Raw genomic sequence first — 23,857 nt, 5'->3', positions numbered from 1 at the left:
ATTTTGGCGTCATCGCTGACCACTTTCACCGACGAGGCGAGAATTGCGCTCGACACGCTTTCGGGCCGCGCCAGCGGGCTATTTTCGCCGTCGCTGCGGCTGGGCGTCACGGGCCTTTCCAGGGCGGGCAAGACGGTTTTCATCTCGGCGCTGGTCCACAACCTTATTCATGGCGGGCGCCTGCCGCTGTTCGAGGCGCAGAAATCCGGGCGCATCGCGCGCGCTTTCCTCGAAGAGCAGCCCGACGACGCGGTGCCGCGATTCCAGTACGAGGACCATATCGCCGCCTTGGTGAACGACCGCGTCTGGCCCGATTCGACACGCGCCATCTCCGAATTGCGGCTGACCATCGAATATGAATCGGCTTCCGGCTGGAACAGGATTTTTTCCTCCGGAAAACTGTCGGTCGACATCGTCGACTATCCCGGCGAATGGCTGCTCGACCTGCCGCTGCTCGGAAAATCCTTCGCCGATTTTTCGCGCGAAGCCCTTGAAATGGCTGCGTTGCCGGTGCGCGAGGACCTGTCGCGGGCCTGGCGGGCGCTATCGGCCGAGATCGACCCGAACGCCGATGCCGAGGAGATGACGGCGCGCCGCCTGGCCGAGGATTTCGCCGCCTATCTCAAAGCCTGCAAGCTCGACGAGCGGGCGCTTTCGACTTTGCCGCCGGGCCGTTTCTTGATGCCTGGCGATCTCGAAGGCTCGCCCGCATTGACCTTCGCGCCTCTGGCCAGCCTGGGCGACAAGCGCCCGCGCAGCGGCTCGCTGCACGCGATGATGGAAAGGCGCTACGAGGCCTACAAGACCCATGTCGTCAAACCCTTCTTCCGCGAACACGTCACCCGGCTCGACCGCCAGATCGTGCTGATCGACGCCATGCAGGCGCTGAACGCCGGCCCCGGCGCCATGGCCGACCTGGAGCGCGCGGTGACCGAGATCCTCGCCTGTTTCCGTCCTGGACGCGGCAGCTTCCTCACCGATCTTTTCTCGCGGCGCATCGATCGTATCCTGATCGCCGCCACCAAGGCCGACCACCTGCATCACGACAGCCATGACCGCTTGCAGGCGATCGTGCGGCGGCTGGCAGACCGCGCCGTGGCGCGGGCGAATTTCACCGGCGCCGGCGTCGACGTCGTCGCCATGGCGGCGGTGCGCGCAACACGGGAAGGCACCGTCAAACAGGGCCGCGAGACATTGCCGGTCATCATCGGCACACCGCTCGCGGGCGAGACGATCAATGGCGACGCCTTTGACGGGAAAGCTGAAACAGCTATATTTCCCGGTGATTTACCGGAGAAAATTGATGCTGTCTTCGAAGCTCCCGGGGGAGCGCACAGGCAGGACAATACCGACCCGGCGATCCGCTTCGTGCGTTTTCGCCCGCCAAAACTCGAGCGCACGGCCGAGGGCGTCATGCTATCACTGCCGCATATCCGGCTCGACCGTGCCTTGCAGTTCCTGATCGGAGACCATCTGGCATGACCGCGCCCCGCAAGCCGGCGGCATTCCGCATCGAACCGGAGGCCACATCGCAGCAGGACGCGGCGCAGGCGCGCCGTGCCCAGGCCGGGGCGCCGGAGGCGCGCCGTGTCCAGACCGACACACAGCGCAAGCCCCGCGCGGTGAAGAGCGATGTCGCGCTGGTCATCCCGTCGGAGATCGACGTGTTCGACGATCCGGACATCGTCGCTGCCGAACCGCCGCCGGCGGTCGCTCGCAGGAAACGTTCATTGCTTGGCTCCATCTTCTTCGGCGCGTTCGGGGTGCTGGTTTCGCTGGCCATCGGCCTGTGGACCGATCAGCTCATTCGCGATCTGTTCGCGCGCGCCGAGTGGCTGGGTTGGCTGGCCGCCGGCATGGCTGCCGTCGCCGTGCTGGCGCTGGTGGTGATCCTGATTCGCGAGTTCCTGGCGATCGCCCGGCTTGCCGAGGTCGAAAAGCTGCAGAAACGTGCGCTCGATGCGATTGCACGCGACGATCCCAAGGCGGCGCGATTGGTGGTCGACGAGCTGTCGGCCTTCGTCGCGGCCAAACCCGAAACGGCCGCGGGCAGGCGCGCGCTGGCCGATCTGCGCGACGAGATCATCGATGGCGCCAATCTGGTGCGTCTCGCTGAGGCGGAGATCCTTGGCCCTCTCGACGCCAGGGCCAAGATCATGATCCTGGAAGCCGCCAAACGCGTGTCGCTGGTGACGGCCGTCAGTCCGCGTGCGCTCGTCGACGTAGCCTATGTCGTGTTCGAGGCCGGGCGCCTCATCCGGCGCCTTTCGGAACTCTATGGCGGGCGGCCGGGAACACTGGGTTTCTTTCGCCTGGCGCGCAGCGTGCTGGCGCATCTGGCGGTCACCGGTTCGATCGCCGTCGGCGACAGTTTCGTCCAGCAGATCGTCGGCCACGGCCTGGCTGCGCGCCTCTCCGCCAAGCTCGGCGAAGGCGTCGTCAACGGCATGATGACGGCGCGCATCGGCATCGCCGCGATGGAGACGGCGCGCCCCCTGCCCTTCAGTGCGGCAAAACGGCCGGGACTGGGTGATTTCCTCTCCGCGCTGACATCGTTCGCAAGCAGGAAGGAAAGCGAGAACACCCCGCCTGGCAAGTGAACGACGACCTTGGCAGTGACGAAGCATTAACCAATCTTGTTCATGGTCGCACTGGTTCCAAAACAGCCTCTTTGTTGCCGGGTGTCGTCGATGAAAAGCGTAATTCTGTCCAGCCTGTTGCCCCTGGCGGTTGCGATCACCACTGTCGCCGGCATTGCCGCACAGGCGTCCGCGGCGGAGCCGGACAAGCAGTTCTTCCGGTCCGCCGAAGGCAAGTGGGTGGGCCCGGGCGAGATCGTCGCCGGCAAATACAAGGGCACGAAGTTCAATTGCAGCTTCACCGGCTCGACGCCCGACGGCAAGATGGGCATGACGCTCGACGGCGGCTGCCGTGTGGGCATGTTCACCCAGCCGATGTCGGCCAAGATCGAGCGCAAGGGGCGCGATTACAAGGGCTCCTTCATGGGCGGCGCGGCCGGTGCCGGCCTCGATATCATCGGCGGCAATGTGGTCGATGCCCGCAAGGTGGTGTTCACCATCAACCGCAACCAGCTGCGCGGCGTCATGCAGGCACGCATCCCCGACGACAATTCGATGACGGTGACGGTTGCAGTGCGCGTCGCGGACCAGCTGGTGCCGGTGATCGGCATGAGCCTGAAGCGGGTCGACGCGATCGAAGTCGGCTCCATCGCGCCGAACTGAGCGCGTATCAACCGCCTGTAACCAAACACAAAAAGAGACGGCGGCCCATCGCCACCGCCTCCTTTTGAAGACGTCGATAGGAACGATCAGCCCTTGATCGCCGCCGTCACCTCATCATAGGCCTTGCAGGCGTCGGCCAGGGTCGTGGTGCCCTGATATTTGGTCGTCACCTCTTGCACCTTGGCCGTCAGATCGGCCGCCTTGGACGGATCCTTGGTAACCGCCTCCTGCAGCGCGGCGGCCATGTCCTGCGCCTTCTTGGTGGCGACCTCGGCCGTGCACTCAGGCGCCTTGGAGCAAGCCGAGCCGGCGAGCACCGCCAGGCCGACGGCAACGAGCAAAAACTTCTTCATGTCAGTCATCTCCTCAAAAAGGGCGCGGCTTGATCGCCACACCCTCCACTGGCCGAAGCCGAGCGTGCTTAACCTCCGATTGCAGCCAGACGCAACGCGGCCTCGCGCTCAACTTGTGTAACGTGCCTGCAACATTGCCCGCCGCAGGATTCGGGCTGTTACATGCCCGCCGAAGCCCCTATCCTTGGGGCGCTGGCGCCTGATCCGAGGCGTCTTGACCCGACCGCACAGGCTGCGGTCCTCAAACGAGCGGAATGGCGGGAATGGCGGCAGAGGCAGCGGGCAGCGAGCTTGTTCAGGTGGTGGCGCTGCTCGCCGCGGGTGTTGTCGCCGTTCCGATCTTCAAACGTATGGGCCTGGGTTCGATTCTCGGCTATCTGGCCGCGGGCGTGGTGATCGGCCCGTTCGGCATCGGTGTGTTTTCCGAATCGGGAGCCATCCTCCACGTCGCCGAGCTCGGCGTCGTGATGTTCCTGTTCATTATCGGGCTGGAGATGCAGCCGTCGCGGCTCTGGGGCTTGCGCCGCGAGATCTTCGGCCTGGGCGCGCTTCAGGTCGGGGTCTGCGCGGTCTTGCTGACCGGTGTGGGAATAGCCGGAGGCTTTTCCATCGCGCAATCCTTCGTCGCCGGAGCCGGCTTCGTGCTGACCTCGACGGCGATCGTCATGCAGCTTCTGGAAGAGCGCGGCGAAATCGCCTCGCCCAAGGGCCAGCGCATCGTCTCCATCCTGCTGCTGGAGGATCTGGCGATCGTGCCGCTGCTGGCCCTGATCGCGTTCCTGGCGCCAGGCGGCACCGACACCAGCCTGTCGGAGCGGCTGGCCGAGGTCGGTATCGGCCTTGCCGCGATCATCGGCCTGGTGCTGGCGGGACGTTTTCTGCTCAACCCTTTCTTCCGTATCCTGGCGGATGCCCGCGCTCGCGAGGTGATGACGGCGGCCGCCCTTCTGGTCGTTCTCGGATCCGCCCTTGCCATGCAGCTCAGCGGCCTGTCGATGGCGATGGGCGCGTTCCTGGCCGGCGTGCTGCTGTCCGAATCGACCTTCCGCCACCAGCTCGAAGCCGATATCGAACCGTTTCGCGGCATCCTGCTCGGCCTGTTCTTTCTCGCCGTGGGCATGTCGCTCGACCTGCATGTGGTGGTTCAGAACTGGCGGCTGATCGCCGTCTATGTCGTTGCCTACATGGTCATGAAGGCGCTCGGCATCTACATCGTCGCCCGCATCCTGAAGTCGGGCCATCGCGAGGCGCTGGAACGCGCCGTCTTCATGGCGCAAGGCGGCGAATTCGCCTTCGTCCTCTATTCGGCCGCCGCTTCCGTCGGCATCATCGACGGCCAGGCCAACGCGACGCTGACGGCCATCGTCATCATCTCCATGGTGCTGACGCCGCTGGCGATCGTCGCGTTGCGGTATCTGACGCCGCGCGACGAGCTGTCGCTGGATGGCGTCGACGTCGCCGAAGGGCTGACCGGCAGCGTGCTGATCATCGGATTCGGCCGCTTCGGCCAGATCGCCAGCCAGCCATTGCTGCTGCGCGGCATCGACGTGTCGATCATCGACAACGATGTCGAGATGATCCAGGCGGCGGCCGATTTCGGCTTCAAGGTCTACTACGGCGACGGCACGCGGCTGGACATCCTGCACGCTGCCGGTGCCGGGCGCGCACGCGCCGTGCTCATCTGCGTCGACAAACCCGATGCCGCCGTACGCATCGCCGAGCTCGTCAAAGCCGAGTTTCCCTTGCTCACCGTGCTGGCGCGCGCCTTCGACCGAGGCACCGCGCTACAGCTCATCCGCACAGGCGTCGACTATCAGCTGCGTGAAACATTCGAATCGGCGCTGGTTTTTGGCGGTTCGACGCTGGAGGCCCTGGGCGTCGACCCGGAAGACGTCGCCGAGGTGGTCGAAGACGTCCGCCGCCGCGACACCGCCCGTTTCGAGACGCAACTCGCCGAAGGCATCCGCTCCGGACAGCGCTTCCTGAAGGGCAATATCGGCACGCCGATCCCGACGCCGCTCTCCACGCCGCGCCGCCCCGGCCAGGCGCTCAACGAGGAAACGGCCGGCGTTCTGCACAAGTCCGAGCCGGCGGGCTGATAGGAGAAAAGCATGGATTTGGACAGCAGAGCCCTGTCGGTCACCAGATTCTGGCGTGATGCCGGAGCGGACGCATGGTTCGAAAAGAGCGATGTTTTCGACGGCGATTTCCGCAACCGCTTTCTTGAGCTGCACTACGCGGCCGCACGGCGCGAATGCGACGGCTGGTCGGAGCATGCCGAAGGCTCGCTGGCGCTGATGATCCTGCTCGACCAGTTTCCGCGCAACTGCTTTCGCGGCACCGGCCACATGTACGCCACGGACCCGCTGGCGAAGCATTTTGCCCAAAAAGCCGTAACGTCAGGCCAGGATCTGGCGCTCGAACCGGAATTGCGGGTGTTCCTGTATCTGCCGTTCGAACATTCGGAATTGCTCGCCGACCAGGAACGGTCGGTCGAGCTCACCGCGGCCAACGCGCCGGACTACCTCAAATACGCCGAAGAACACCTCGACATCATCCGGCGCTTCGGCCGTTTTCCGCATCGCAACAAGATGCTCGGTCGTGAGACCACGCCGGAGGAAAAAGTCTTTCTGGACGATGGCGGGTTCTCAGGCTGACCCTGGTCTATCCAGCCACCAGTCGCGGCCCGACGGCAGGCGTTCGATACCGGCCGCATCGACGGCGGCCAGCCGCTCCGAGACGCTTCGCCCGCTTACCGCAAGATCGGGCGCGATCTCGGCCAGCGGCGCCAGCACGAAGGCACGTTCAAGCATGCGCGGATGCGGCACTTCCAAGCCGGTTTCGTGGATGACGCGGTCGCCGAAAACCAGGATGTCGATATCGATCAGGCGCGGCCCCCAGCGCTCCTCGCGCACGCGCTTCAGCTTGCGCTCTGCATCGAGGCACAGGTCGAGCAATGCCCGCGGCGAGAGCCGTGTCGAGAGTTCCGCGGCGGCGTTCAGGAAGTCGGGCTGGTCGAGCTTGCCCCAGGGCGGCGTGCGGTAGAGCGAGGACACCGCGGCCACGCGAGTGGCGGCATCGGCGTCGAGCAGGCGCAGCGCCGCCGCCATCGAACTCGCCGGATCGCCGAGATTGCCGCCAAGGCTGAGATAGACGGTGTTACTGCGGCCAGACAACGGTCACCTCGACGTAATCGAGCACGCCGGGCACCGGCGCATTCGGCTTGCGGACCGTGATTTCGGCTTTCCTGATCTGCGGGAAGCGTTCCGTCAGGGCTTTTGCGACTTCCAGGGCCAGCGCCTCGATCAGGAAGCGCCTGTGTCCGGTGATGATCTCCTCGATCACCGTGAAGGCAACACCGTAATTGACGGTTTCCCCGATGGCATCGTCGACCAGCGCGCGCCCGGGCTCCACGGTGAGCGAGGCGTCGACATAGAAGCGCTGGCCGAGCGCCTCCTCCTCGTCCAGCACCCCGTGCCGGGCAAAGAAGGCGCAATTCTTCAGGCGGATGACATACATGGTTCAGCGTTCCGAAACTGCGGTTTCGCGCGCCAGCATAGCATCCGCCACGGCCAGCGCGTCCACGTTGATTGCGACATCGTGGACACGAAACAGGTCGGCGCCCTTCAATCTCAGTATGACGCTCGTCGCCGCAGTCCCAGCCCCTCTTTCGGCGGCATCGCGGCCCGTGACGGTGCCGATGAAGCGTTTTCGCGAGGTTCCGGCCATCAGCGGAAATCCGAGGGCGTTGAGCTCGGAAAACCGCGCCATCAGGTCGAGGTTATCCTCGGCCGTCTCCTTGGCGAAGCCGAAGCCGGCATCGAGAACGATATGATCGTCGGCGATGCCGTGTCGGCGGGCGATTTCCAGTGATTTTTCGAGGAACGCGAACTGGTCGGCGATGACGTCGGGCAGTTTCCGGCGATCCCGCCCGGTATGCATGATGATGAGCCCCGCCCCGGTTTCGGCTGCGATACGCGCAATGTCCGGCTCGCGCTGCAAGCCCCAGACGTCGTTGACGATATGCGCCCCGGCCGCGACGGCAAGCCGCGCGGTCTCGGCGCGATAGGTGTCGACCGAAATCAGCACCTCGCCGGAACCCGCCAGCGCCTCGATCACCGGCAGGATGCGCGCCTGCTCCTCGCCGGCCGTGATCGCTGACGCGCCCGGCCTGGTCGATTCACCGCCGACATCGACGACCAGGGCGCCTTCGCCCAGCATGCGGCGCGCCTGGACCAGCGCGGTCTCGGCGGCATCGAACAGACCGCCGTCGGAAAAACTGTCGGGCGTGACATTGAGAATGCCGACCACCACGGCCTTGTCGCCAAGGTCGAGATGGCGTCCGTGCGCCAACTGCCATCGCCTCGCCGTCATTGCTCATCAACCATGGGGCTCATCAACCATGTGTGATCCGCACCAGATCAATTCCGTTGCGCCGGCAGTGGCCGTAAAGCAAGGTAGGGCGAGAGGCAACCTGATGAAACGAACCCTGCTTTGCGCATTGCTGCTTGCCGCCACCGCCGTTCCGGCGGGCGCGGCCAATCTCGTCAAGACATATAGCTACTTCGCCGTCGGCGGCAGGACGCTAGAAGACATCGAGGCACAGCTTTCCAAACGTGGTCCGCAGGTGAAGAGCACGGGCTCGCGGCATCCCGGCGCCACACAGATGGCCTTCACCACGCGCATCAGCTATGCCGGGCAGTCCGGCTCCTGCCGGATCGCCGATGCCGCGGTGACCGTCAAGGTCAAGGTTATCCTTCCCGAATGGCGCCGTCCACGCAAGGCCGACGCGGATGTGCGGCTGTTCTGGGACACGCTGTCGGCCGACATCAAGCGCCATGAGGAACGCCATGTCGAGATCGCCAAGAATCACGCCCGCGAACTGGAAGACGCGCTGAAAGCCGCTTACCCGCAGAAGGACTGCGATGCGGCGAAGGCCAAGGCCGCCCAGATCACCGCCGCCATTCTCGCCAGACACGACCGTGCCCAGGTGCAGTTCGATCGTGTCGAAAGCGTCAATTTCGAAAGCCGCATCCTGCGGCTCCTGCGCTATCGCGTCGAGCGCATCGGCAACGGCCGGTTGCCGCCGACCTGAATGTCCTGATGCATGTCGCCTAAAGGGGCGGCGGTGCGAGCCAACCGGGCCGAAGCGTAGTGCCAGCTTCGAAAAATTTTCGGGCAACGGTCGAAATCGGCCTATACGGGACGACATATCAGGGGTTGGCAAGGGCACGACCTTTCAAACACGAGCATCACGACCGATCGCGCCGCGGATGCAACCCGGCTAGCCCAGCCGACGCAGCGGACGGCGCGCGCAAGCATATGGACGAAAGACTATGGACCAGGCTGTCGACAAGCAGGCCGTGGCGGCCGCGAGCGCGCCGCTGACGGAAAGCGAGAAGAACGCCATTATCGGCGGCGTTCTCCTGTCGATGCTGCTGGCAGCACTTGACCAGACCATTGTGGCGCCGGCCATGCCGACCATCGCGCGAGCGCTCGGCCACGCCGAGTACCTGCCCTGGATAGTGACCGGATATCTCCTGACCGCAACCGCCATGGCGCCGCTCTACGGCAAGATCTCCGACGTCTACGGCCGCCGGCCGACCGTCTATGGCGCGATCCTCATCTTCCTCGCCGGCTCGCTGGTCAGTGCGATGGCGCCCAACATGTTCGTGCTGGTGATCGGCCGCGCGATCCAGGGCGCCGGCGGCGGCGGGCTTTTCGCCCTGGCGCAGACCGTCATCGGCGACCTCGTGCCGCCACGCGAGCGGGCACGCTATGCGGCCTGGATCTCGGGCACATGGGCAGTCGCCAGCATCGCGGGGCCGTTGCTCGGCGGCACGTTCGCTGAACATCTCCATTGGTCGCTGATCTTCTGGATCAACATTCCGCTCGGCATCCTGGCCATGGCCATCATCAACAAGCCGCTGCGCAAGCTGCCAGTCGCGGCAAGACGGCATCGCATCGACGGGCTCGGCGCGCTGCTTCTCGTCGCCGCCACGGCCCTGCTGCTTCTGGCGCTGAACTGGGGTGGCAGCGAATACCCCTGGCTATCGACGGAGATCCTCGGGCTCGTCGCCAGTTCCTTGGTCCTGTGGGGCGCCTTTGCGCTGCGGCTGCTGCGCGCAACCGAGCCGCTGATTTCGCTCGAGGTACTGAGCAACCCGATCGTCCTTGCCGGCACGCTCTCCATGTTCCTTCTGCAGGCGGCCAATATCGGCCTGTCTGTCTACTTGCCGGTCTATCTCCAGTCGGTCATCGGCCTGTCGGCAAGCGAATCCGGCACCGCCCTCCTGGGGCTGATGCTTGGCACGGTGGCCGGCGCGACATTCAGCGGGCGCACCATTCCGCGTTTCGTCCATTACAAGCGGATCGCCATCTTCGGATTGGCCTTCGCCGTTCTATGCCTCGGCGTCCTCAGCCTGGTGGCGGGGCACGCTTCGCTGCTGGTTGTCGAGATCCTGACGACGTGCGTCGGGCTCGGCAGCGGAACCACCTTTCCGGTGGCCACGGTGTCTGTCCAGAACGCCGTCGACCCCAGGCACCTTGGCGTCGCCACCGGCGTGCTGACGTTCCTGCGCTCGCTGGGCAGTGCGCTCGGCGTTGCTATCCTCGGTGCGGTCGCCCTGGGCAACGGGCTGCCGCTGGCGGGCGAAGGCGCGCAGGCGACCGGCACCGGTGCTGAAGCTGCCGCCTTCGGGCTGATCTTCGTCGCCGCCGTGGTGATGTTGATCATGGCGCTGCTGACGCTAAGCCTGATGCCGGAAAAACCGCTGCGCGGCCATCCCGAGGCCCCCATACTGGCCGACTGAAGCGACACGCGTCAGGAGGCATCCACCACACCGAGCTTCTTCTGCAGGCTGGAGGAGGAGGTCGTGTATTGGAAGACGATGCGTTCGCCCGGGCTGACGATGCGCTTGGCGGCCTGGGCCATCAGCGCGACCTCGTGAAAGCCCGACAGGATGAGCTTCAGCTTGCCGGGATACCAATTGATGTCGCCGACCGCGAAGATGCCCGGGACCGACGTCTGGAACTTCTCGGTGTCGACCGGAATCAGGTTCTCGTGAAGGTTGATCCCCCATTCCGCGATCGGTCCGAGCTTCATGGTCAGACCGAAGAAGGGCAGCATCCGCGTGCAAGGGACTTCGATGTCGCCGTCCTGCCCCTTGATCAGGGCGGATGTCAGTTGGCCCTCGGCGCCGGTCAAGCCGGTCACTTGCCCGACCTGGAAGTCCAGCTGCTTCATCTCCTGCATGGCGTACATCTTGTTGACGCTGTCGGGCGCGGCGCGGAACTCCGGGCGCCGGTGGACCAGCGTCACGCTTTTTGCCACCGGCTGCAAATTGAGCGTCCAGTCCAGCGCTGAATCGCCGCCGCCAACGATAACGAGGTCGTGGCCGCGAAAATCTTCCATTCGGCGCACCGAATAGAAGACGCTCTTGCCCTCATAGGGTTCGATGCCCGGGATGGGCGGGCGTTTTGGCTGGAAGGAGCCGCCGCCGGCGGCGATCACCACCACCTTGGCCTCGAACACCTCGTTCTCGTCGGTGGTGACGCGAAAGCCGCCGTCCTCCAGTCTCTCGAGACTGGAGACCATGCGATTGTAGGTGAAATCAGGCTTGAACGGCGCGATCTGCTCGAGCAGCTTGTCGACCAGGCCTTGCGCCGAGATCGACGGCCAGCCGGGAATGTCATAGATCGGCTTTTCCGGATAGAGTTCCGCGCATTGGCCGCCGGGCCGATCGAGGATGTCGATCAGGTGGCACTTCATGTCGAACAGGCCGAGCTCGAACACGGCGAACAGGCCGACCGGCCCTGCCCCGACAATGAGTACGTCTGTCCTGGTGATGCCGGTCATGGTGCGCGCCTCGCTGCTGGATTGGCGTGAGACTGCATGACCACCGGCTTGCTGCCAAGCGGTGGCGACAAAAATCAGAGCTGCGAACCGGATTAAGAAAGGCTGGACGACCGCCAGTCCGGCTGCGCCGGCAATTTTTTATGGCCGGCATCTCCCAAGATAGGAATTTTTTCTTGACGGGGTGCCCGCAACTATGGTAGATATTTGGTTATGGTGCTGAGTTGCGCCGGAGGCCCGCCGCACAGGCGGGTTTTCCATTCAAGGCGACGTCAACAGCCGGCCCCCAAGGAACCCCCTGCCCGGATTCATTGCCTCGGGCAAAAATCGGCTTTTAGCCTTGGCGCTCGGGCACCCGCACCACCAGTCCGTCGAGCGCGTCGCGCACCTTGATCTGGCACGATAGCCGCGAATTCGGCTGGACGTCGTAGGCAAAGTCCAGCATGTCCTCTTCCATTGCTTCCGGCTCGCCGACTTCCGCCGTCCAGGCCTCGTCGACATAGACGTGGCAGGTTGCACAGGCGCAGGCGCCGCCGCACTCCGCTTCGATACCCGGCACGGCATTGCGGATGGCGTTCTCCATGACCGTCGAGCCGTTCTCGGCATCCACGTCGAAATGTGTGCCGTCATGGGCAATGAAGGTCAGTTTGGTCATTTGTCACCTGAGGGAGTTTCCGCCGAGATAATCACTCGGGCACACAAGTCAACTGCGGCGAGAAAGCGCCGCTCGGTGACGTTTTTCCACAAACCGGCCTAGCGGTTGATTGCGGCGATGAAATCGCGCACTTCGTCGATCAGTTTGCCGAGCCGCGTAAGCGTCTGGCTGTCTTCCGGCTGCCGTTCTATCTCGGTGGCGCAATCGGCAATGGCAAAGGCCCCGACACCACGCGCCGAACCCTTCAGGCCGTGCGCCAGGAGCAGCCGGTCCTTGATGTCCGCATCGACTATCCTGTCGCGCACCGACAGCGCCTGTTGTACAAAGAGCGCCAGCACCTCCTGTTCGAGGCCGCGGTCGCCCATCGTCTGCCGCGCAAGGTGTGCCAAATCGACCGGTCGGGACCGCCTCGTTCCCGATACATCGCCCCCGGGCATTGAGAAGGCAATGCCGCTTTCGCCACGCATGAACTCGAACTCCGCTTCTTCGGCCGCCTGAAAAACTAGGCGAATCCAATGGACAACGGGTTAATGGATGGCCGGAAAAAATGTTGCGAAAGCGGCGCCGGAATCACGCTTCCGTTAACCTTATATTTAAAGTTTTACGTATCCCGCGGAATGCATGTTTTCTTTACCCCCCTGTGTCATTACGATACGAGGGGTCCATTTTCAGCCTCCTGCGCGTGGGTGCGACAACCAAAATCATAAGCCCGCGGCAGCTAGTACAGGGTAGCGAAGGCATGGCGAAGAAAACAACGACGACCAGATCTCTGGACAACGATGTGGCCAGGGAACTCGAGAAGGCACTCGATCTCGACCTCAGCGGCGACACCGGCAGCGGCGACCTCGATATAGCGGCCTCGATGGAAGATCTGGAAGCGCAGATATCCCAGGCCGCCGACGAATTGGCGCGCGAGGGACGCAATCAGACGCAGGCACCCGTCGTCAACCAAGCCCAGGCCGCGAATCCCGCGCCAAAGACCAGACCCGCCGAACTGCGCCCCGTCGAAACACGCAATGGCGGTCAGCCCGCCGGCTTCTCGCCGGCCAATGACGATCGTCAGAAGGATTACAAGACGCTTCTGCACAGCCTCAACCGGCGCGCCTCGAACACGATCTACTGGGTTATCGCCTTCGTTTCGCTGGCCTGGATCGCCGGCGCGGGCGGATTGGCCAACCTCCTCTTCGGGCCGAGCATCTGGAGGATCCGCACGCTCGACCAGTTCTTCGCCCGTCCCGAACTGATCGGCCTTGCTGTCGCGGCCATCGTGCCGGTCATCCTGTTCTGGGCCTTCGCCGCCATGATTCGCCGCGCGCAGGACATGCGCATCGCCGCCCAGTCGATGACGGAAGTGGCCTTCCGCCTCACCGAGCCGGAAAACATGGCCCAGGATCGCGTCATGATGATCGGCCAAGCCGTCCGCCGCGAGGTGGCCGCCATGGGCGAAGGCATCGAACGCACGCTGGCCCGCGCCGTCGAACTGGAAACGCTGGTCCACAGCGAGGTCAACCAGATCGAGCGCTCCTATTCGGAAAACGAAACCCGCATCCGCTCGCTCGTCGACGGGCTCGGCAGCGAGCGCGAGGCGGTCGTCAGCCATGCGGAGCGGGTTCGCGCTTCGATCGCCGGCGCGCACGACACCCTCAAGGACGAAATCGGCGCTGCCAGCGACCTCATCCGCGACAGCATTCTCAATGCATCGACCAAACTGTCGATGACCATCACCAATTCCGGCGACACGCTTATCGACCGCATCAACGAAAGTTCGCTGTCGATCTTCGATTCGGTGGAAGGACGGCTCGACACCATAACCGACAAGCTTTCGACCTCCGGCGAGGCTTTCGCCAGCCTGCTCGACACGCGCATCGCCAAGCTGACGGACACGACCGACGGCCTGACCCGGTCGTTGACCGACCTGCTCGACGATCGCACCAACGGCATGGTGTCGCTCCTAGGCGGCGCCGCGCGCACACTCAATTCGGAATTCGAGGCCAGCCTCAACGGCATCGAGCGCACGCTCGCCGAGCGCGGCCAGGCGCTGATCAGCGAGTTCCAGACCCGCGCCGAGGCCCTCGATACCGGCACGCAGAAGCTCAACGCAGCACTCGAAGCCCGCGCCCGGCAGATCAACGAAACGCTGGTCGAACGCGCGCGCGAAATCGCCCACACCTTCGCCGAGAGCAAGGACACGCTGACGGCGATGATCGACCAGGGCAAGACCCAGATCGGCGCCGACATGGCCGATATCGTCACGTCGACCTCGTCCATGCTCGAAGCGCGCGCCAGCGATTTCGCCGGACGCATGGAAGCGGCGCGCCACGTCGTCTCGCGCTCGTTCGATGCCGATATCCAGCGGCTTGCCGATGCCCGCGTGGGCATAGAGGAAGCGGTCGAAAATCACAGCCGCAGCCTTTCCGAGAGCCGCGAGCGCATGGCGGCCGCGATGCAGGCCGATCTGGCCAAGTTCGCCGAGAGCCGTGCCGGCATCGATGCCGCGGTAACCGACCAGGTGCAGAAGCTGGCCGAAGGCCGCAGCCTGATCGCGCGCGCTCTCGAAGAAGATCTGCGCAAGGTCAACGAATCGCGCGCTGCCATCGACGCTTCGCTCGGCAGCCACCTCGAAAGGCTGGAAGAAGGCCGCAACCGGCTCTCCCAGGCTCTCAACGAAGACTCCGGAAAGCTGGTGCAAGCCCGTACAATCATTGACGAAATGGTTGCTGGACATGTTGGCAAGCTGGCCGAGGGCCGCAACATTCTCTCGCGCGCGCTCGAAACCGACCTCGGCAAGCTCGTGGACACGCGCGCCGACATTGATGGCCTTGTCGCCGGTCAGGTCGAGAAGATCGCCGAGGGCCGCGCGGTACTCGCCAAGGCGCTGGAGAACGACATCGCCGGCATCAAGGACCTCATCGAGGCGCATTCGGCCAAACTGGCGGAAGACCGCTCGCAGCTCGGCCGTTCGCTGGAGGACGATCTGTCCAGCATACGCGGGCTGATCGAAGACCATTCGGGCCGCCTGGCCGAAGATCGCAGCCTGCTGTCGCAGACCCTTGAAGCCGACCTTGCCAAGCTCGCCGAGAGCCGCTCGAGCATCGACGGCCTGGTCGCCGGTCAGGTCGAGAAACTGGCCGAAGGCCGCGATATTCTCAGGCGGGCGCTGGAATCCGACCTCAACGCGATCAAGGGCGTCATATCGAGCCAGTCCGAGAGGCTGGCCGAGGACCGCGGGCAGCTGTCGCGGGTTCTCGAGGCGGACTTGCAGAACGTGAACAGCGTCATTGCCGACCACATGAACAAGCTGGTCCAGGACCGTTCGACCTTGTCGAAAGCGCTTGAGGAGGATCTCGCCAAGCTGGCCGAGAGCCGCTCGAGCATCGACGGGCTGGTGGCCGGCCAGGTCGAGAAGCTGGCCGAAGGCCGCGACATCCTGCGCCGTGCGCTGGAAGCCGATCTCAATACGATCAAGAACACCGTCGCCGACCAGTCCCAGAAACTGGTCGAAGATCGGGGACAATTCGCCCGGGCGCTCGAAGCCGACCTCGAAAACGTCAACACTCTCGTCAACAGCCACTCCGAAAGGCTTGTCCAGGATCGTTCGGCGCTGTCGAAGGCACTCGAAGACGATCTGGAAAACGTCAACGGACTGGTCAATAGCCACTCCGAGCGGCTTGTCCAGGAGCGTTCGGTGCTGTCGAAGGCACTCGAGGACGATCTCGCCAAGCTGGCCGAAAGCCGCTCGAGCATCGACGGCCTTGTCGCCGGCCAGGTCGAGAAGCTGGCCGAAGGCCGCGACATCCTCAAGCGCGCGCTGGAGGCCGATTTGCAGAGGCTGTCGGAGAGCCGTGGCGATCTCGACGGCATCATCGCCGGACATGTCGGCAAGCTGGCCGAAGGCCGCGACGTGCTGAGCCGCGCGCTGGAAGACGATCTCGGCAGGCTCGCCGAGACCCGCAAGGATATCGATCGTTCACTGTCGGGTCACATCGACCAGATCGCGGCCAGGAGCACCGACATCTCCGCTGCGATCGCCGCCGACGTGGACAAGATCGAGCAGGCGTTCAGTCGCCAGACCGGCATCATCGAGGAGCGTGCGGGCACCATGGAGCGTGCGCTGTCGACAGGCGTCGACAATGTGCGCAACGTGCTCGAGAAGAGCGCCGTCTTCGTGGCCGGCGCCTTGCGCGAGAAGGTCCTGGAAGTCACCAGCGTCCTGCATGAGCAGGCGGGCCAAGCCTTCTCCGATGCGGATCGCAAGATCGCCGAGCGCGCCGAGCAGACCTCGGCCGCCCTGCTGGCCCGGGCCGAAGACATCGCCCGCACCTTCGAGGAGGCGGATCGCCGTCTCCACGCCCGTGCGGAAGACACGTCGAGCGCCTTGCTTGCCCGCGCGGACGATGCGTCCAGTTCCTTGCTGGCGCGAGCCCATGAAACCGCCGATCAGCTTGCCGCCCGTGCGAGCGAAATCGCCGGCACGTTCGACGCGGCCGACCAGAAGCTGGCCGCCCGCGCCCAGGAGACCGCCGACCAGTTGGCGGCTCGGGTGAGCGAGATTGCCGGCACCTTCGACGCGGCCGACCAGAAGCTGGTTGCCCGGGCCGTCGAAACGGCACAGTCGCTGGCCGCGCGCGCCGGCGATATCCTGCGCAATTTCGAAGGCGCCGATCAGCGGCTCGGCATGCGCATCGGCGAATCGGCCGAAGCTCTTGCCGCGCGTGCAGCGGATCTCGGCCGCATCTTCGACGCCGCCGACCAGCACCTGGTCTCGCGCATCGCCGAAGGTTCGGAAGCGCTGTCAGGCCGCGCCTCCGAAATCGCCCGCATCTTCGATGATGCGGACAACCGACTGGTTTCCCGCATCGCCGCCAGCACCTCGACCATCGGCGAACATGCGCAGAGCATCGTTGGCGCCTTCACCAGCACGGAGCAGAGGGTCGCCGACCGTGCGCGCCAGACCGGCCAGGAACTGGCCGCGCATGCCCGTGAAATCGAGCAGGCGCTCGCCGGCGCCGACGAGCGGCTCGCATCGACCGCGGCAACGGCTGCTGCCCGCGTCGAAGAGCAGATCGCCAGCGTCGAGAACCGGCTAGCCCATACCGCCGAGACGATGGGCCAGAAGCTCAACGAGCAGGTGTCGAGCGCCGAAGCGCAACTCGTGTCGCGCGCCAATGTCATCGCGGAGACCTTCACCGCGGTCGGCCAGCATATCGGCCAGAGCACCAACGACGCCGCCAAGACGATCGGCGCCAACACCCGCGAGCTCAACACCATGCTCGCGGCACGGTCGGCGGAGATGTCGAAGATCCTCGACGAGACCGCGCGGCCGCTGGTCGAGCGTTTCGCCCAGGGCGGCTCGGAACTGCAAAAGAGCATGGAAGAGGTCACCGAACGTGCCGCCGAGAAGCTGCGCAGCGAAAACGCAGCCCTCGTCAACGCGCTCGCCAGCCGCACCGCCGAGACCCTTTCGGCGGTCGAAGGTGCCCGCTCGTCGCTATCCGACAGTGTCGCCGACCTGATCGGCCGAATGACCACGTCGAGCGCGCAGCTCGGTCAGCTGATCGAACAGGCCGCGGCCAATCTCGGCCAGGTCGACGAACGCCTGACCGGCAGCACGCAAAGCTTCGCGGCAACCACCGAGAAAGCGGCGCAGACCTTCGCCAGCTCGGCAAGGCTGGTCGATTCGAACACGACAAGGCTGACGGAACTGTCGTCGTCGACCTTGCGCGAGGTCGCGTCGATCGCCACCAAGTTCGATGAACACAGCCGCCTGCTCGCCGGTGCTTCGGACCTCCTGAGCTCGGCCCAGAGCAACCTCGAACACACGCTAGAAAGGCAGTCTTCACTCGAGGATCTCGCTGTCGGCCTGGTCAAGAAGTCGGAGGATCTCGAAAGGGTCATGCGCTCGTTCGAGAATCTGGTCGGCCAGACGCTGCAAAATGCGGAAGGCAGGACGCTGGAATCGGCCGACAAGATCCGCAACGCCATCACCGACGTCGTCGATTCGGCAACCAAGCGCTTCTCCGACGCGACCGAGGAGATGCGCCGCACCGCCGGCGCCATCAAGAGCGAGCTCGACCTCACCCGCGCCGAGCTCAAGAAAGGCGTCATCGAGATGCCGGAAGAGGCCAAGGAATCGACATCGGCCATCCGCCGCGCGGTTTCCGAGCAGATCAACGCCCTGAAGGAGCTTTCGGACATCGTTGCGAAGTCCGGCCGCAGTGGTGGAGAGCCCTTGGAATCGCGCAATCTGCGCCCGGCGCCGCAAGCCCCGGCAGCGTCCCGCGCGGCAGAGCCGCCGCGCCGCGCTCCCGCGCCACAGCCGGAACTTCGCGCGCCGCAGGCGCCGTCGGGCGGCACGGCGCTACGCGGCACGCTTGACCTGGAGCGCCCCGCCGACACGGCGCCGCGCCAGCGTCCCGACGCCGGCGCCCGCACGCAACAGGGCGGCTGGGTGCGCGATCTCCTGAGCGGGGCGTCACGCGAGGACGAAGCCAAGCCGGCAACACCCGCCGACGCGCCGCGCGCCGCCCCTGCCCAGCGCTCGCCGCTTCATGTCGTGGAATCACTGAACTCGCTGTCCGTCGACATCGCACGGGCCATCGATCACGATGCGTCGATCGAACTGTGGAACCGGTACCGGCGCGGCGAGCGTGACGTGTTCACGCGGCGGCTCTATACGCTGAAGGGGCAGCAGACGTTCGACGAGATCCGTCGCAAGTACCAGACGGAGGCAGAGTTCCGCGCCGCCGTCGACCGCTATTGCGATGATTTCGAGAAGCTGCTGAAGGACGTGTCGCGCAACGACCGCGACAACATCATGGCGCAGACCTACCTGACCTCGGATACAGGCAAGGTCTACACCATGCTGGCCCACGCCAGCGGCCGCCTGCACTAGGCAGCGGCAGACAGCCAATGAAAAAAGGCGGGGGACTTGTCTCCCGCCTTTTGGCTTGGAAGGGTGGACGTCGCATCCGGAACTGGATCTCTGACTTGTGAAGACGGCGATCATACTCGACTGCGAGTTTCTTTGTCTTGAGGGCTCGCAACGTCGATTCTGGTGCGCGGCTCACGATCCGGATCCGGTCATCGCGCAGATCGGCGCGGTCAGGCTTGGGCTCGAAGACGACTTTCCCGTCCTGGGCACGCACAAGGCCTATGTCAGACCGATCGACCGGTTTGGCAGGAGATACGCGCTCGACCCTTTCTTCACCGAACTGACTGGCATCACAGAAGAAAAGCTGGAGATCGAGGGGGTCGCGCTAGGAGAAGCCCTTGTTGACGTCGATCGTTTCTCCAATGGGGCGCGATTTTGGTCCTGGGGCAAGGACGAACTGAACATGATAGCCATCAGCTGCTATATCGCAGGCATCCCCGCTTCCATCCCGGCGGCCCGCTTTGACAATGCCGTAAAGCTGCTGATCTCGGCCGGGATGCCGATCGAGGACCTGGCAAGGACGCCGAGCAACAAGCTTGCCGACTATTATGGCGTTCAACACCCGCCATTGCAGGGACACGATGCGCTCGATGACGCGCTGTCCGTAGCCTACACCCTGCAGCACCTGATGAAGACCGGAAAGCTGCGGCCGGACGCCTTCGACCGCTTGTAGCCTGGTGGCTGGCGCCCACCCGGCATCGCCGCTCAGATCGCCGAATCAGTCCAGCGCACGATCTGTTTGGCCGCGTCGCCGAAGGCAGCATCGAGCGCGCCGACATAGCCTTGGTTGCCGCTGCCCGAGACGGGCGCGGTCGCCGTAAAGCTCTTGGACGCACGCACCTCGCCATTGCGGTCGTTGAGGATGCGCACGAACAGGTCGACCTCGGCATGATCGCCGCCGTCGACGCGGACTTCGAACGAACGGATCTCGACAATGACCTGGTAGTCGATCGCCAGCCCCTCGCCCGGCTTGCCCACGCCGGCGAAGCTGCCAGAGCGCTGGAACGTCTCCGCCAGCCGTGCCTGCACGATCAGCGGCAGCCGGTCCGCCCATTGCGCGCCCTTGAGGTACTGGATCGAGCGCGGGGACGGTTTTATGACGATGTTCTGGCTGTCCAGCGCCTTGAGCGCGGACGGCTGGGCGATCAGGATCTGGCGGCGGCTATGGCCATGCGCCTCGACCGACGGCGCCGACAGCTCGAATGTGTCAAGCGGCGCAGGCCCGCCGCCCGGCAGCGCGGCACAACCGGCAAGGGTCAAGGCAAGCAAGGCCACGCCCGATCTGAACACAATCGTCGACTTCACGCGCGATCCCTGCTGTCCCCGGCCTCACTATCCCTGGATTGTAATAACAACCCGCGGATGCAGACACTGTTTCTGCGGCGAGCCGAGACCGAAGTCAACGCCGCGCCCTGCCATCGTACTGCCGAACCTCGCCCTCGCCGCCCGACAGGATGCGCTGCGGATTGCGGCTGAGGTCGGTAACCGCCTCCTCGATGCGGCTGATCGAACGGCGGCTGTCCTGAACCAGCGCTTCGACATTCGAAAGGCCCTGGCCGGAGAACCGGGCTATATTGTCGGTGATGACGCCAAGCCGCGAATTCAGCGTATCGGCAACCTGCTTGAACGACCTCAGCGTGTCCCTGGCGTCCGCCATCACGCCGTCCGCCTGCCCCGAACCGAGCAGCTTGTCGACTTTGGCCAGGATGCCGTCGACGCGCACCGAGGCGTCGTTGAGCCGCTGCGCGAGCTGCCTCGCATCCTTGATCGTCTCGTCTATGTCGTCCGCCCTGTTCGCGAATTTGCCGGTCACCTTGGCGATGTCCGAGGCCGCCTTGTCGGCGCTTTCGCTTGCCTTCTGGATGTTGGCCAGAGCCGTGCGCACTTGCGCCGGATCGATGCCGTCGAGCACGCCGTCGACCTTGGCCAGCGTACCTTGTGTCTGCTTGGCGAAATCATTGACCGATCCCACGGCCGTATCGACATTCCTGATCACGCCATCGAGCTGTTTGGACGTTTCCTTGAGGTTGCCGGTCACCGTATCGACATTGGCGACGATGCTCTTGATCTTGTCCTTGTCGACGGCATTGAGCAGCCCTTCGGCCGCCTTCAGCGTGCCGTCGAGCTTGCCCGAGACACCCTTCAGCTCATCGGACAGCGCGCTGACCGCGGACAGGAACTTGTCGACGCCGTCGGAATTCCTGGCCAGCGCGTCGGAGAACGTCTGCACATTCTGCACGGTCTGCGTCAGCGGCCCGCGCACATCCTTGGTGAACCCCTCCAGCTGCGTCAGTACCGTGTCGGCGCGCGTGAAGATGTTCTGCGCCGTCTGCAAAAGATTGGTCACCGCCGACGGGTTGGCCACGATCTCGGCGACCTTGCCTTCCTTTTCGGCCTGGTCGAGAAGTTTTACTTCCTTGGGGTCGGCGCCTTTGAGTTCGATATTGGCCTGTCCGGTCAGTCCGGCCAGGCCGATATCGGCCTGCGTCGATTTGGTGATCGGCGTCATGCGGTCGATCTCGGTGTCGGCGATGGCGACCGTCGGATTGTCGACATCGATATAGACGCGCCTGACGTCGCCGACCTTGACGCCGTTGAACAGCACGAAGCTGCCGCGGCCAAGTCCGGAAGCCGAGCCAGGGATGCGCACGCGCAACAATGTGGTCTCGCCTTTGTCGCCGATCGCCGCCGTCCAATAGACGAAGCCGAACGCCGCGAGGATCGCCACCAGCGTGAAGATGCCGACAATAACGTAGTTGGCTCTGGTTTCCATTGCTTCACTTATGGCTATGCGCGCGCGGCAAGATCAAGTTGCCGGGCTCGTTTTCCGCGGAAATACGATTTTACCCACGGTTCTTCACTCTTCAGCATGTCGTCGATGGTGCCTTCGACCAGCACTTTCTTCTTGCCGAGCACGGCGACGCGGTCGCAGGCGGTGAAAAGCGTGTCGAGATCGTGGGTCACCATGTAGACGGTCAGGTCCATCGTATCGCGCAGCTTGACCACCAGCTCGTCGAATTCCGCCGCGCTGATCGGATCGAGGCCCGAGGTCGGCTCGTCGAGGAAGACGATGTCGGGATCGAGCGCCAGCGCGCGAGCCAGTGCCGCGCGCTTGATCATGCCGCCCGACAGCTCGGACGGGAATTTCTGCGCCGCGTCCGGCGGCAGCCCGACCAGTTCGACCTTGAGCATCGCCAGTTCGTCCATCAACTTGCGCGGCAGGTCGAGATATTCGCGCATCGGCACCTGGACGTTTTCCAGCACCGTCAGCGCCGAGAACAGCGCGCCGTGCTGGAACAGCACCCCAAGGCGCATGTCGATGCGCAGCCGTTCGGCATCGTCGGCCTTTTCGATATCCACGCCGAACAGCTTGATCGTGCCGGACTGCTTGCGCGTCAAACCAAGGATGGTGCGCAGCAGAACTGATTTGCCGGCGCCCGAAGCGCCGACGAAACCGAGGATCTCGCCGCGCCAGATATCGAGCGACAGTTTGTCGAGGATCAGGTTGTCGCCGAAGGAAACGGTGATGTCATGCGCCGAAAGCACGACCTCGCTGTCATCCGCGCCCTCCTTGGCCCTGGTCTCGATGCCGTTTCCCATCGCCATTTCAGAACTCGATCGCTGCATAGAACATGGCGAAAAGCCCGTCGAGGATGATGACGACGAAGATCGATTTCACCACCGAGGCGGTCACGTGCTGACCAAGCGATTCGGCGCTGCCGCCGACCTTCATGCCCTCGACCGAGGCGATGGTGCCGATGATCATGGCCATGAACGGCGCCTTGATCAGGCCGGCGAAAATGGTGCTGAGGTCGATGGCGACGCGCAGCCGATCGATGAAGGCGGCGGGTGCGATGTCGGAATAGAGCCAAGCCGCGAGGATACCGCCGCCGAGTGCGGCAAAATTGGCGATGATGGTCAGGCAAGGCAGGGCGATCACCAGCGCCACCAGGCGCGGAAAGACCAGCACGCCGATGGGGTTAAGCCCGATGACCTTCAGCGCATCCACTTCCTCGCGCATCTTCATCGAGCCGATTTCGGCGGTGATGGCGCTGCCCGAGCGGCCGGCGATCATGATTGCCGTCATCAGCACGCCGAGTTCGCGCAGGATCAGCACGCCGACGAGGTCGACGACGAAGATGTCGGCGCCGAAATAGCTGAGCTGGTAGGCGCCCTGCTGGGCAACGATGGCGCCGACGATCGCCGACATCAGCACCACCACCGGAATGGCTCCGACGCCCATGCGGTCGATCTGGTTGAAGATCGCCGCCGGATTGACGGCATGGCCGCGGCCGAGCTTCATCTGCGCGCCACGGATCGTGGCGCCCAGTATGTTCATCGAGGCGAGAAAATCGTCGCGCATTTCGTAGACGCGGCGGCCGACCGCCTCCAGCGTGCGAATGACGATGTTGGGCGGCCCGACCGGCCCCGATTCGGGCTCGCGCCGCACCGCATCGCCGACCGCGCCGAGCAGGATCGAGGCAACGTCGCTCTGGCCCTGCAACCTGACCTCGACGCCCTTCTTCTCGAAAGCGCTGACCAGGCGGTCGATCAGCCAGGCGCCGGCGGTATCGATCTTCTCGATATGCGAAAGATCGAGCGCCAAGGTATTGAAACCGCTCCGTTTCTCGATTTTGCGCATCTCTGCGTCCATCGCGGCCACGGTGCGCGTCGTCCAGATTCCCGAGAAGGCGCAGCCGAGAACGCCTGCTTCCTCACCGACCGACACGCGCGGTTCGTGGTCAGCCTCCGAGGCGGTCTTGCCGCTTGCGTCGCGCTTGCCGATGGTCAACATGGCGTCCTGTTTAGCCTGACGGGTCC

20 protein-coding genes are annotated in these 23,857 nt (G+C 64.5%); 9 read left to right on the top strand and 11 right to left on the bottom strand.

All coding sequences use genetic code 11. From position 1 onward, the window contains the following. Nucleotides 1-3 precede the first annotated feature (3 nt). From FJ426_RS09900 to FJ426_RS09890, 3 genes are all read left to right on the top strand, one after another. Complete coding sequence (locus FJ426_RS09900; RefSeq protein WP_140560915.1) at nt 4-1,482, top strand: YcjX family protein; 1,479 nt, start codon at nt 4-6, stop codon at nt 1,480-1,482. Next, nucleotides 1,479-2,600 (top strand): TIGR01620 family protein, encoded by a 1,122-nt coding sequence (locus FJ426_RS09895; RefSeq protein ID WP_140560914.1) that lies wholly within the window; start codon nt 1,479-1,481, stop codon nt 2,598-2,600. Before FJ426_RS09900 ends, FJ426_RS09895 begins: the two co-directional genes overlap by 4 nt. A gap of 90 nt (nt 2,601-2,690) precedes the next feature. Continuing rightward, entirely contained in the window at nt 2,691-3,242 is a 552-nt protein-coding gene (locus FJ426_RS09890; protein WP_140498896.1) for a hypothetical protein, read from the top strand. A gap of 86 nt (nt 3,243-3,328) precedes the next feature. Here FJ426_RS09890 and FJ426_RS09885 read toward each other — a convergent pair whose 3' ends face one another. Next, nucleotides 3,329-3,595 (bottom strand): hypothetical protein, encoded by a 267-nt coding sequence (locus FJ426_RS09885; RefSeq protein WP_140547541.1) that lies wholly within the window; start codon nt 3,593-3,595, stop codon nt 3,329-3,331. Nucleotides 3,596-3,858: 263 nt separating this feature from the next. Between FJ426_RS09885 and FJ426_RS09880 the strand changes: the two genes are divergently transcribed. Together FJ426_RS09880 and FJ426_RS09875 are read left to right on the top strand one after the other, a co-directional pair. Continuing rightward, entirely contained in the window at nt 3,859-5,694 is a 1,836-nt protein-coding gene (locus FJ426_RS09880; RefSeq protein ID WP_140525371.1) for a monovalent cation:proton antiporter-2 (CPA2) family protein, read from the top strand. Nucleotides 5,695-5,706: 12 nt separating this feature from the next. Beyond that, nucleotides 5,707-6,252 carry a DUF924 family protein gene (locus tag FJ426_RS09875; protein ID WP_140560913.1) on the top strand — a complete coding sequence of 182 codons (546 nt, stop codon included), beginning with the start codon at nt 5,707-5,709 and terminating at the stop codon, nt 6,250-6,252. Here FJ426_RS09875 and folK read toward each other — a convergent pair. Genes folK through folP form a run of 3 tightly spaced genes read right to left on the bottom strand, consistent with a single transcriptional unit; the run spans nt 6,244 to nt 7,969 of the window. Beyond that, the gene (gene folK / locus FJ426_RS09870) at nt 6,244-6,771 is read right to left on the bottom strand and encodes a 2-amino-4-hydroxy-6-hydroxymethyldihydropteridine diphosphokinase (RefSeq protein ID WP_140560912.1); all 528 of its coding nucleotides are present in this window, start codon (nt 6,769-6,771) and stop codon (nt 6,244-6,246) included. The two genes, FJ426_RS09875 and folK, sit on opposite strands and share 9 nt — an antisense overlap. Beyond that, nucleotides 6,755-7,114 carry a dihydroneopterin aldolase gene (gene folB, locus FJ426_RS09865; RefSeq protein ID WP_140498905.1) on the bottom strand — a complete coding sequence of 120 codons (360 nt, stop codon included), beginning with the start codon at nt 7,112-7,114 and terminating at the stop codon, nt 6,755-6,757. The genes folK and folB overlap by 17 nt, the downstream gene beginning before the upstream one ends. Before the next feature lie 3 nt (nt 7,115-7,117). Next, the gene (gene folP, locus FJ426_RS09860) at nt 7,118-7,969 is read right to left on the bottom strand and encodes a dihydropteroate synthase (protein ID WP_140560911.1); all 852 of its coding nucleotides are present in this window, start codon (nt 7,967-7,969) and stop codon (nt 7,118-7,120) included. A gap of 103 nt (nt 7,970-8,072) precedes the next feature. On the opposite strand from folP, the gene FJ426_RS09855 reads away from it, so the two are divergent. Both FJ426_RS09855 and FJ426_RS09850 read left to right on the top strand, forming a co-directional pair. Further along, the gene (locus FJ426_RS09855) at nt 8,073-8,690 is read left to right on the top strand and encodes a DUF922 domain-containing protein (RefSeq protein ID WP_181168435.1); all 618 of its coding nucleotides are present in this window, start codon (nt 8,073-8,075) and stop codon (nt 8,688-8,690) included. Nucleotides 8,691-8,931: 241 nt separating this feature from the next. Beyond that, nucleotides 8,932-10,407 (top strand): MDR family MFS transporter, encoded by a 1,476-nt coding sequence (locus tag FJ426_RS09850; protein ID WP_140560910.1) that lies wholly within the window; start codon nt 8,932-8,934, stop codon nt 10,405-10,407. 11 nt (nt 10,408-10,418) lie between these two features. Here FJ426_RS09850 and FJ426_RS09845 read toward each other — a convergent pair whose 3' ends face one another. From FJ426_RS09845 to FJ426_RS09835, 3 genes are all read right to left on the bottom strand, one after another. After that, nucleotides 10,419-11,453 (bottom strand): NAD(P)/FAD-dependent oxidoreductase, encoded by a 1,035-nt coding sequence (locus tag FJ426_RS09845; protein ID WP_140560909.1) that lies wholly within the window; start codon nt 11,451-11,453, stop codon nt 10,419-10,421. A gap of 331 nt (nt 11,454-11,784) precedes the next feature. After that, on the bottom strand, nt 11,785-12,105 hold the full coding sequence (locus tag FJ426_RS09840) for a 2Fe-2S iron-sulfur cluster-binding protein (RefSeq protein WP_137931040.1): 321 nt from the start codon (nt 12,103-12,105) through the stop codon (nt 11,785-11,787). A 98-nt stretch (nt 12,106-12,203) separates the two neighbouring features. Next, nucleotides 12,204-12,572 carry an Hpt domain-containing protein gene (locus tag FJ426_RS09835; RefSeq protein WP_140525377.1) on the bottom strand — a complete coding sequence of 123 codons (369 nt, stop codon included), beginning with the start codon at nt 12,570-12,572 and terminating at the stop codon, nt 12,204-12,206. Nucleotides 12,573-12,844: 272 nt separating this feature from the next. On the opposite strand from FJ426_RS09835, the gene FJ426_RS09830 reads away from it, so the two are divergent. Then, nucleotides 12,845-18,997 (top strand): kinesin, encoded by a 6,153-nt coding sequence (locus FJ426_RS09830; RefSeq protein ID WP_140560908.1) that lies wholly within the window; start codon nt 12,845-12,847, stop codon nt 18,995-18,997. Nucleotides 18,998-19,094: 97 nt separating this feature from the next. Next, nucleotides 19,095-19,709 carry a 3'-5' exonuclease gene (locus tag FJ426_RS09825; RefSeq protein WP_140498918.1) on the top strand — a complete coding sequence of 205 codons (615 nt, stop codon included), beginning with the start codon at nt 19,095-19,097 and terminating at the stop codon, nt 19,707-19,709. A 32-nt stretch (nt 19,710-19,741) separates the two neighbouring features. Here FJ426_RS09825 and FJ426_RS09820 read toward each other — a convergent pair whose 3' ends face one another. From FJ426_RS09820 to FJ426_RS09805, 4 genes are all read right to left on the bottom strand, one after another. Further along, on the bottom strand, nt 19,742-20,341 hold the full coding sequence (locus FJ426_RS09820) for an ABC-type transport auxiliary lipoprotein family protein (RefSeq protein ID WP_224518948.1): 600 nt from the start codon (nt 20,339-20,341) through the stop codon (nt 19,742-19,744). A gap of 94 nt (nt 20,342-20,435) precedes the next feature. Next, nucleotides 20,436-21,809, bottom strand: coding sequence for an MlaD family protein (locus tag FJ426_RS09815; RefSeq protein ID WP_140498920.1), 1,374 nt, complete (start codon nt 21,807-21,809; stop codon nt 20,436-20,438). A gap of 14 nt (nt 21,810-21,823) precedes the next feature. Then, nucleotides 21,824-22,642 (bottom strand): ABC transporter ATP-binding protein, encoded by an 819-nt coding sequence (locus FJ426_RS09810; protein WP_140498922.1) that lies wholly within the window; start codon nt 22,640-22,642, stop codon nt 21,824-21,826. Between the two features lies 1 nt (nt 22,643). Continuing rightward, nucleotides 22,644-23,831, bottom strand: coding sequence for an ABC transporter permease (locus tag FJ426_RS09805; protein WP_140825190.1), 1,188 nt, complete (start codon nt 23,829-23,831; stop codon nt 22,644-22,646). Nucleotides 23,832-23,857: the final 26 nt, after the last annotated feature.

Origin of the sequence: Mesorhizobium sp. B2-6-4, assembly GCF_006441495.1 — a bacterium.
Classification (GTDB): domain Bacteria; phylum Pseudomonadota; class Alphaproteobacteria; order Rhizobiales; family Rhizobiaceae; genus Mesorhizobium.
Note: the sequence above shows the minus strand (reverse complement) of the source record. Positions and strands in the feature narration are given on the sequence as shown.

Bases quoted from the DNA above. Each gene is read 5' to 3' on its own strand.
- FJ426_RS09895 (WP_140560914.1), top strand. From the start codon at position 1,479: ATGACCGCGCCCCGCAAGCCGGCGGCATTCCGCATCGAACCGGAGGCC.
- FJ426_RS09890 (WP_140498896.1), top strand. From the start codon at position 2,691: ATGAAAAGCGTAATTCTGTCCAGCCTGTTGCCCCTGGCGGTTGCGATC.
- FJ426_RS09885 (WP_140547541.1), bottom strand. From the start codon at position 3,595: ATGAAGAAGTTTTTGCTCGTTGCCGTCGGCCTGGCGGTGCTCGCCGGC.
- FJ426_RS09880 (WP_140525371.1), top strand. From the start codon at position 3,859: ATGGCGGCAGAGGCAGCGGGCAGCGAGCTTGTTCAGGTGGTGGCGCTG.
- FJ426_RS09875 (WP_140560913.1), top strand. From the start codon at position 5,707: ATGGATTTGGACAGCAGAGCCCTGTCGGTCACCAGATTCTGGCGTGAT.
- folB (WP_140498905.1), bottom strand. From the start codon at position 7,114: ATGTATGTCATCCGCCTGAAGAATTGCGCCTTCTTTGCCCGGCACGGG.
- folP (WP_140560911.1), bottom strand. From the start codon at position 7,969: ATGACGGCGAGGCGATGGCAGTTGGCGCACGGACGCCATCTCGACCTT.
- FJ426_RS09855 (WP_181168435.1), top strand. From the start codon at position 8,073: ATGAAACGAACCCTGCTTTGCGCATTGCTGCTTGCCGCCACCGCCGTT.
- FJ426_RS09850 (WP_140560910.1), top strand. From the start codon at position 8,932: ATGGACCAGGCTGTCGACAAGCAGGCCGTGGCGGCCGCGAGCGCGCCG.
- FJ426_RS09845 (WP_140560909.1), bottom strand. From the start codon at position 11,453: ATGACCGGCATCACCAGGACAGACGTACTCATTGTCGGGGCAGGGCCG.
- FJ426_RS09840 (WP_137931040.1), bottom strand. From the start codon at position 12,105: ATGACCAAACTGACCTTCATTGCCCATGACGGCACACATTTCGACGTG.
- FJ426_RS09835 (WP_140525377.1), bottom strand. From the start codon at position 12,572: ATGCGTGGCGAAAGCGGCATTGCCTTCTCAATGCCCGGGGGCGATGTA.
- FJ426_RS09830 (WP_140560908.1), top strand. From the start codon at position 12,845: ATGGCGAAGAAAACAACGACGACCAGATCTCTGGACAACGATGTGGCC.
- FJ426_RS09815 (WP_140498920.1), bottom strand. From the start codon at position 21,809: ATGGAAACCAGAGCCAACTACGTTATTGTCGGCATCTTCACGCTGGTG.
- FJ426_RS09810 (WP_140498922.1), bottom strand. From the start codon at position 22,642: ATGGCGATGGGAAACGGCATCGAGACCAGGGCCAAGGAGGGCGCGGAT.
- FJ426_RS09805 (WP_140825190.1), bottom strand. From the start codon at position 23,831: ATGTTGACCATCGGCAAGCGCGACGCAAGCGGCAAGACCGCCTCGGAG.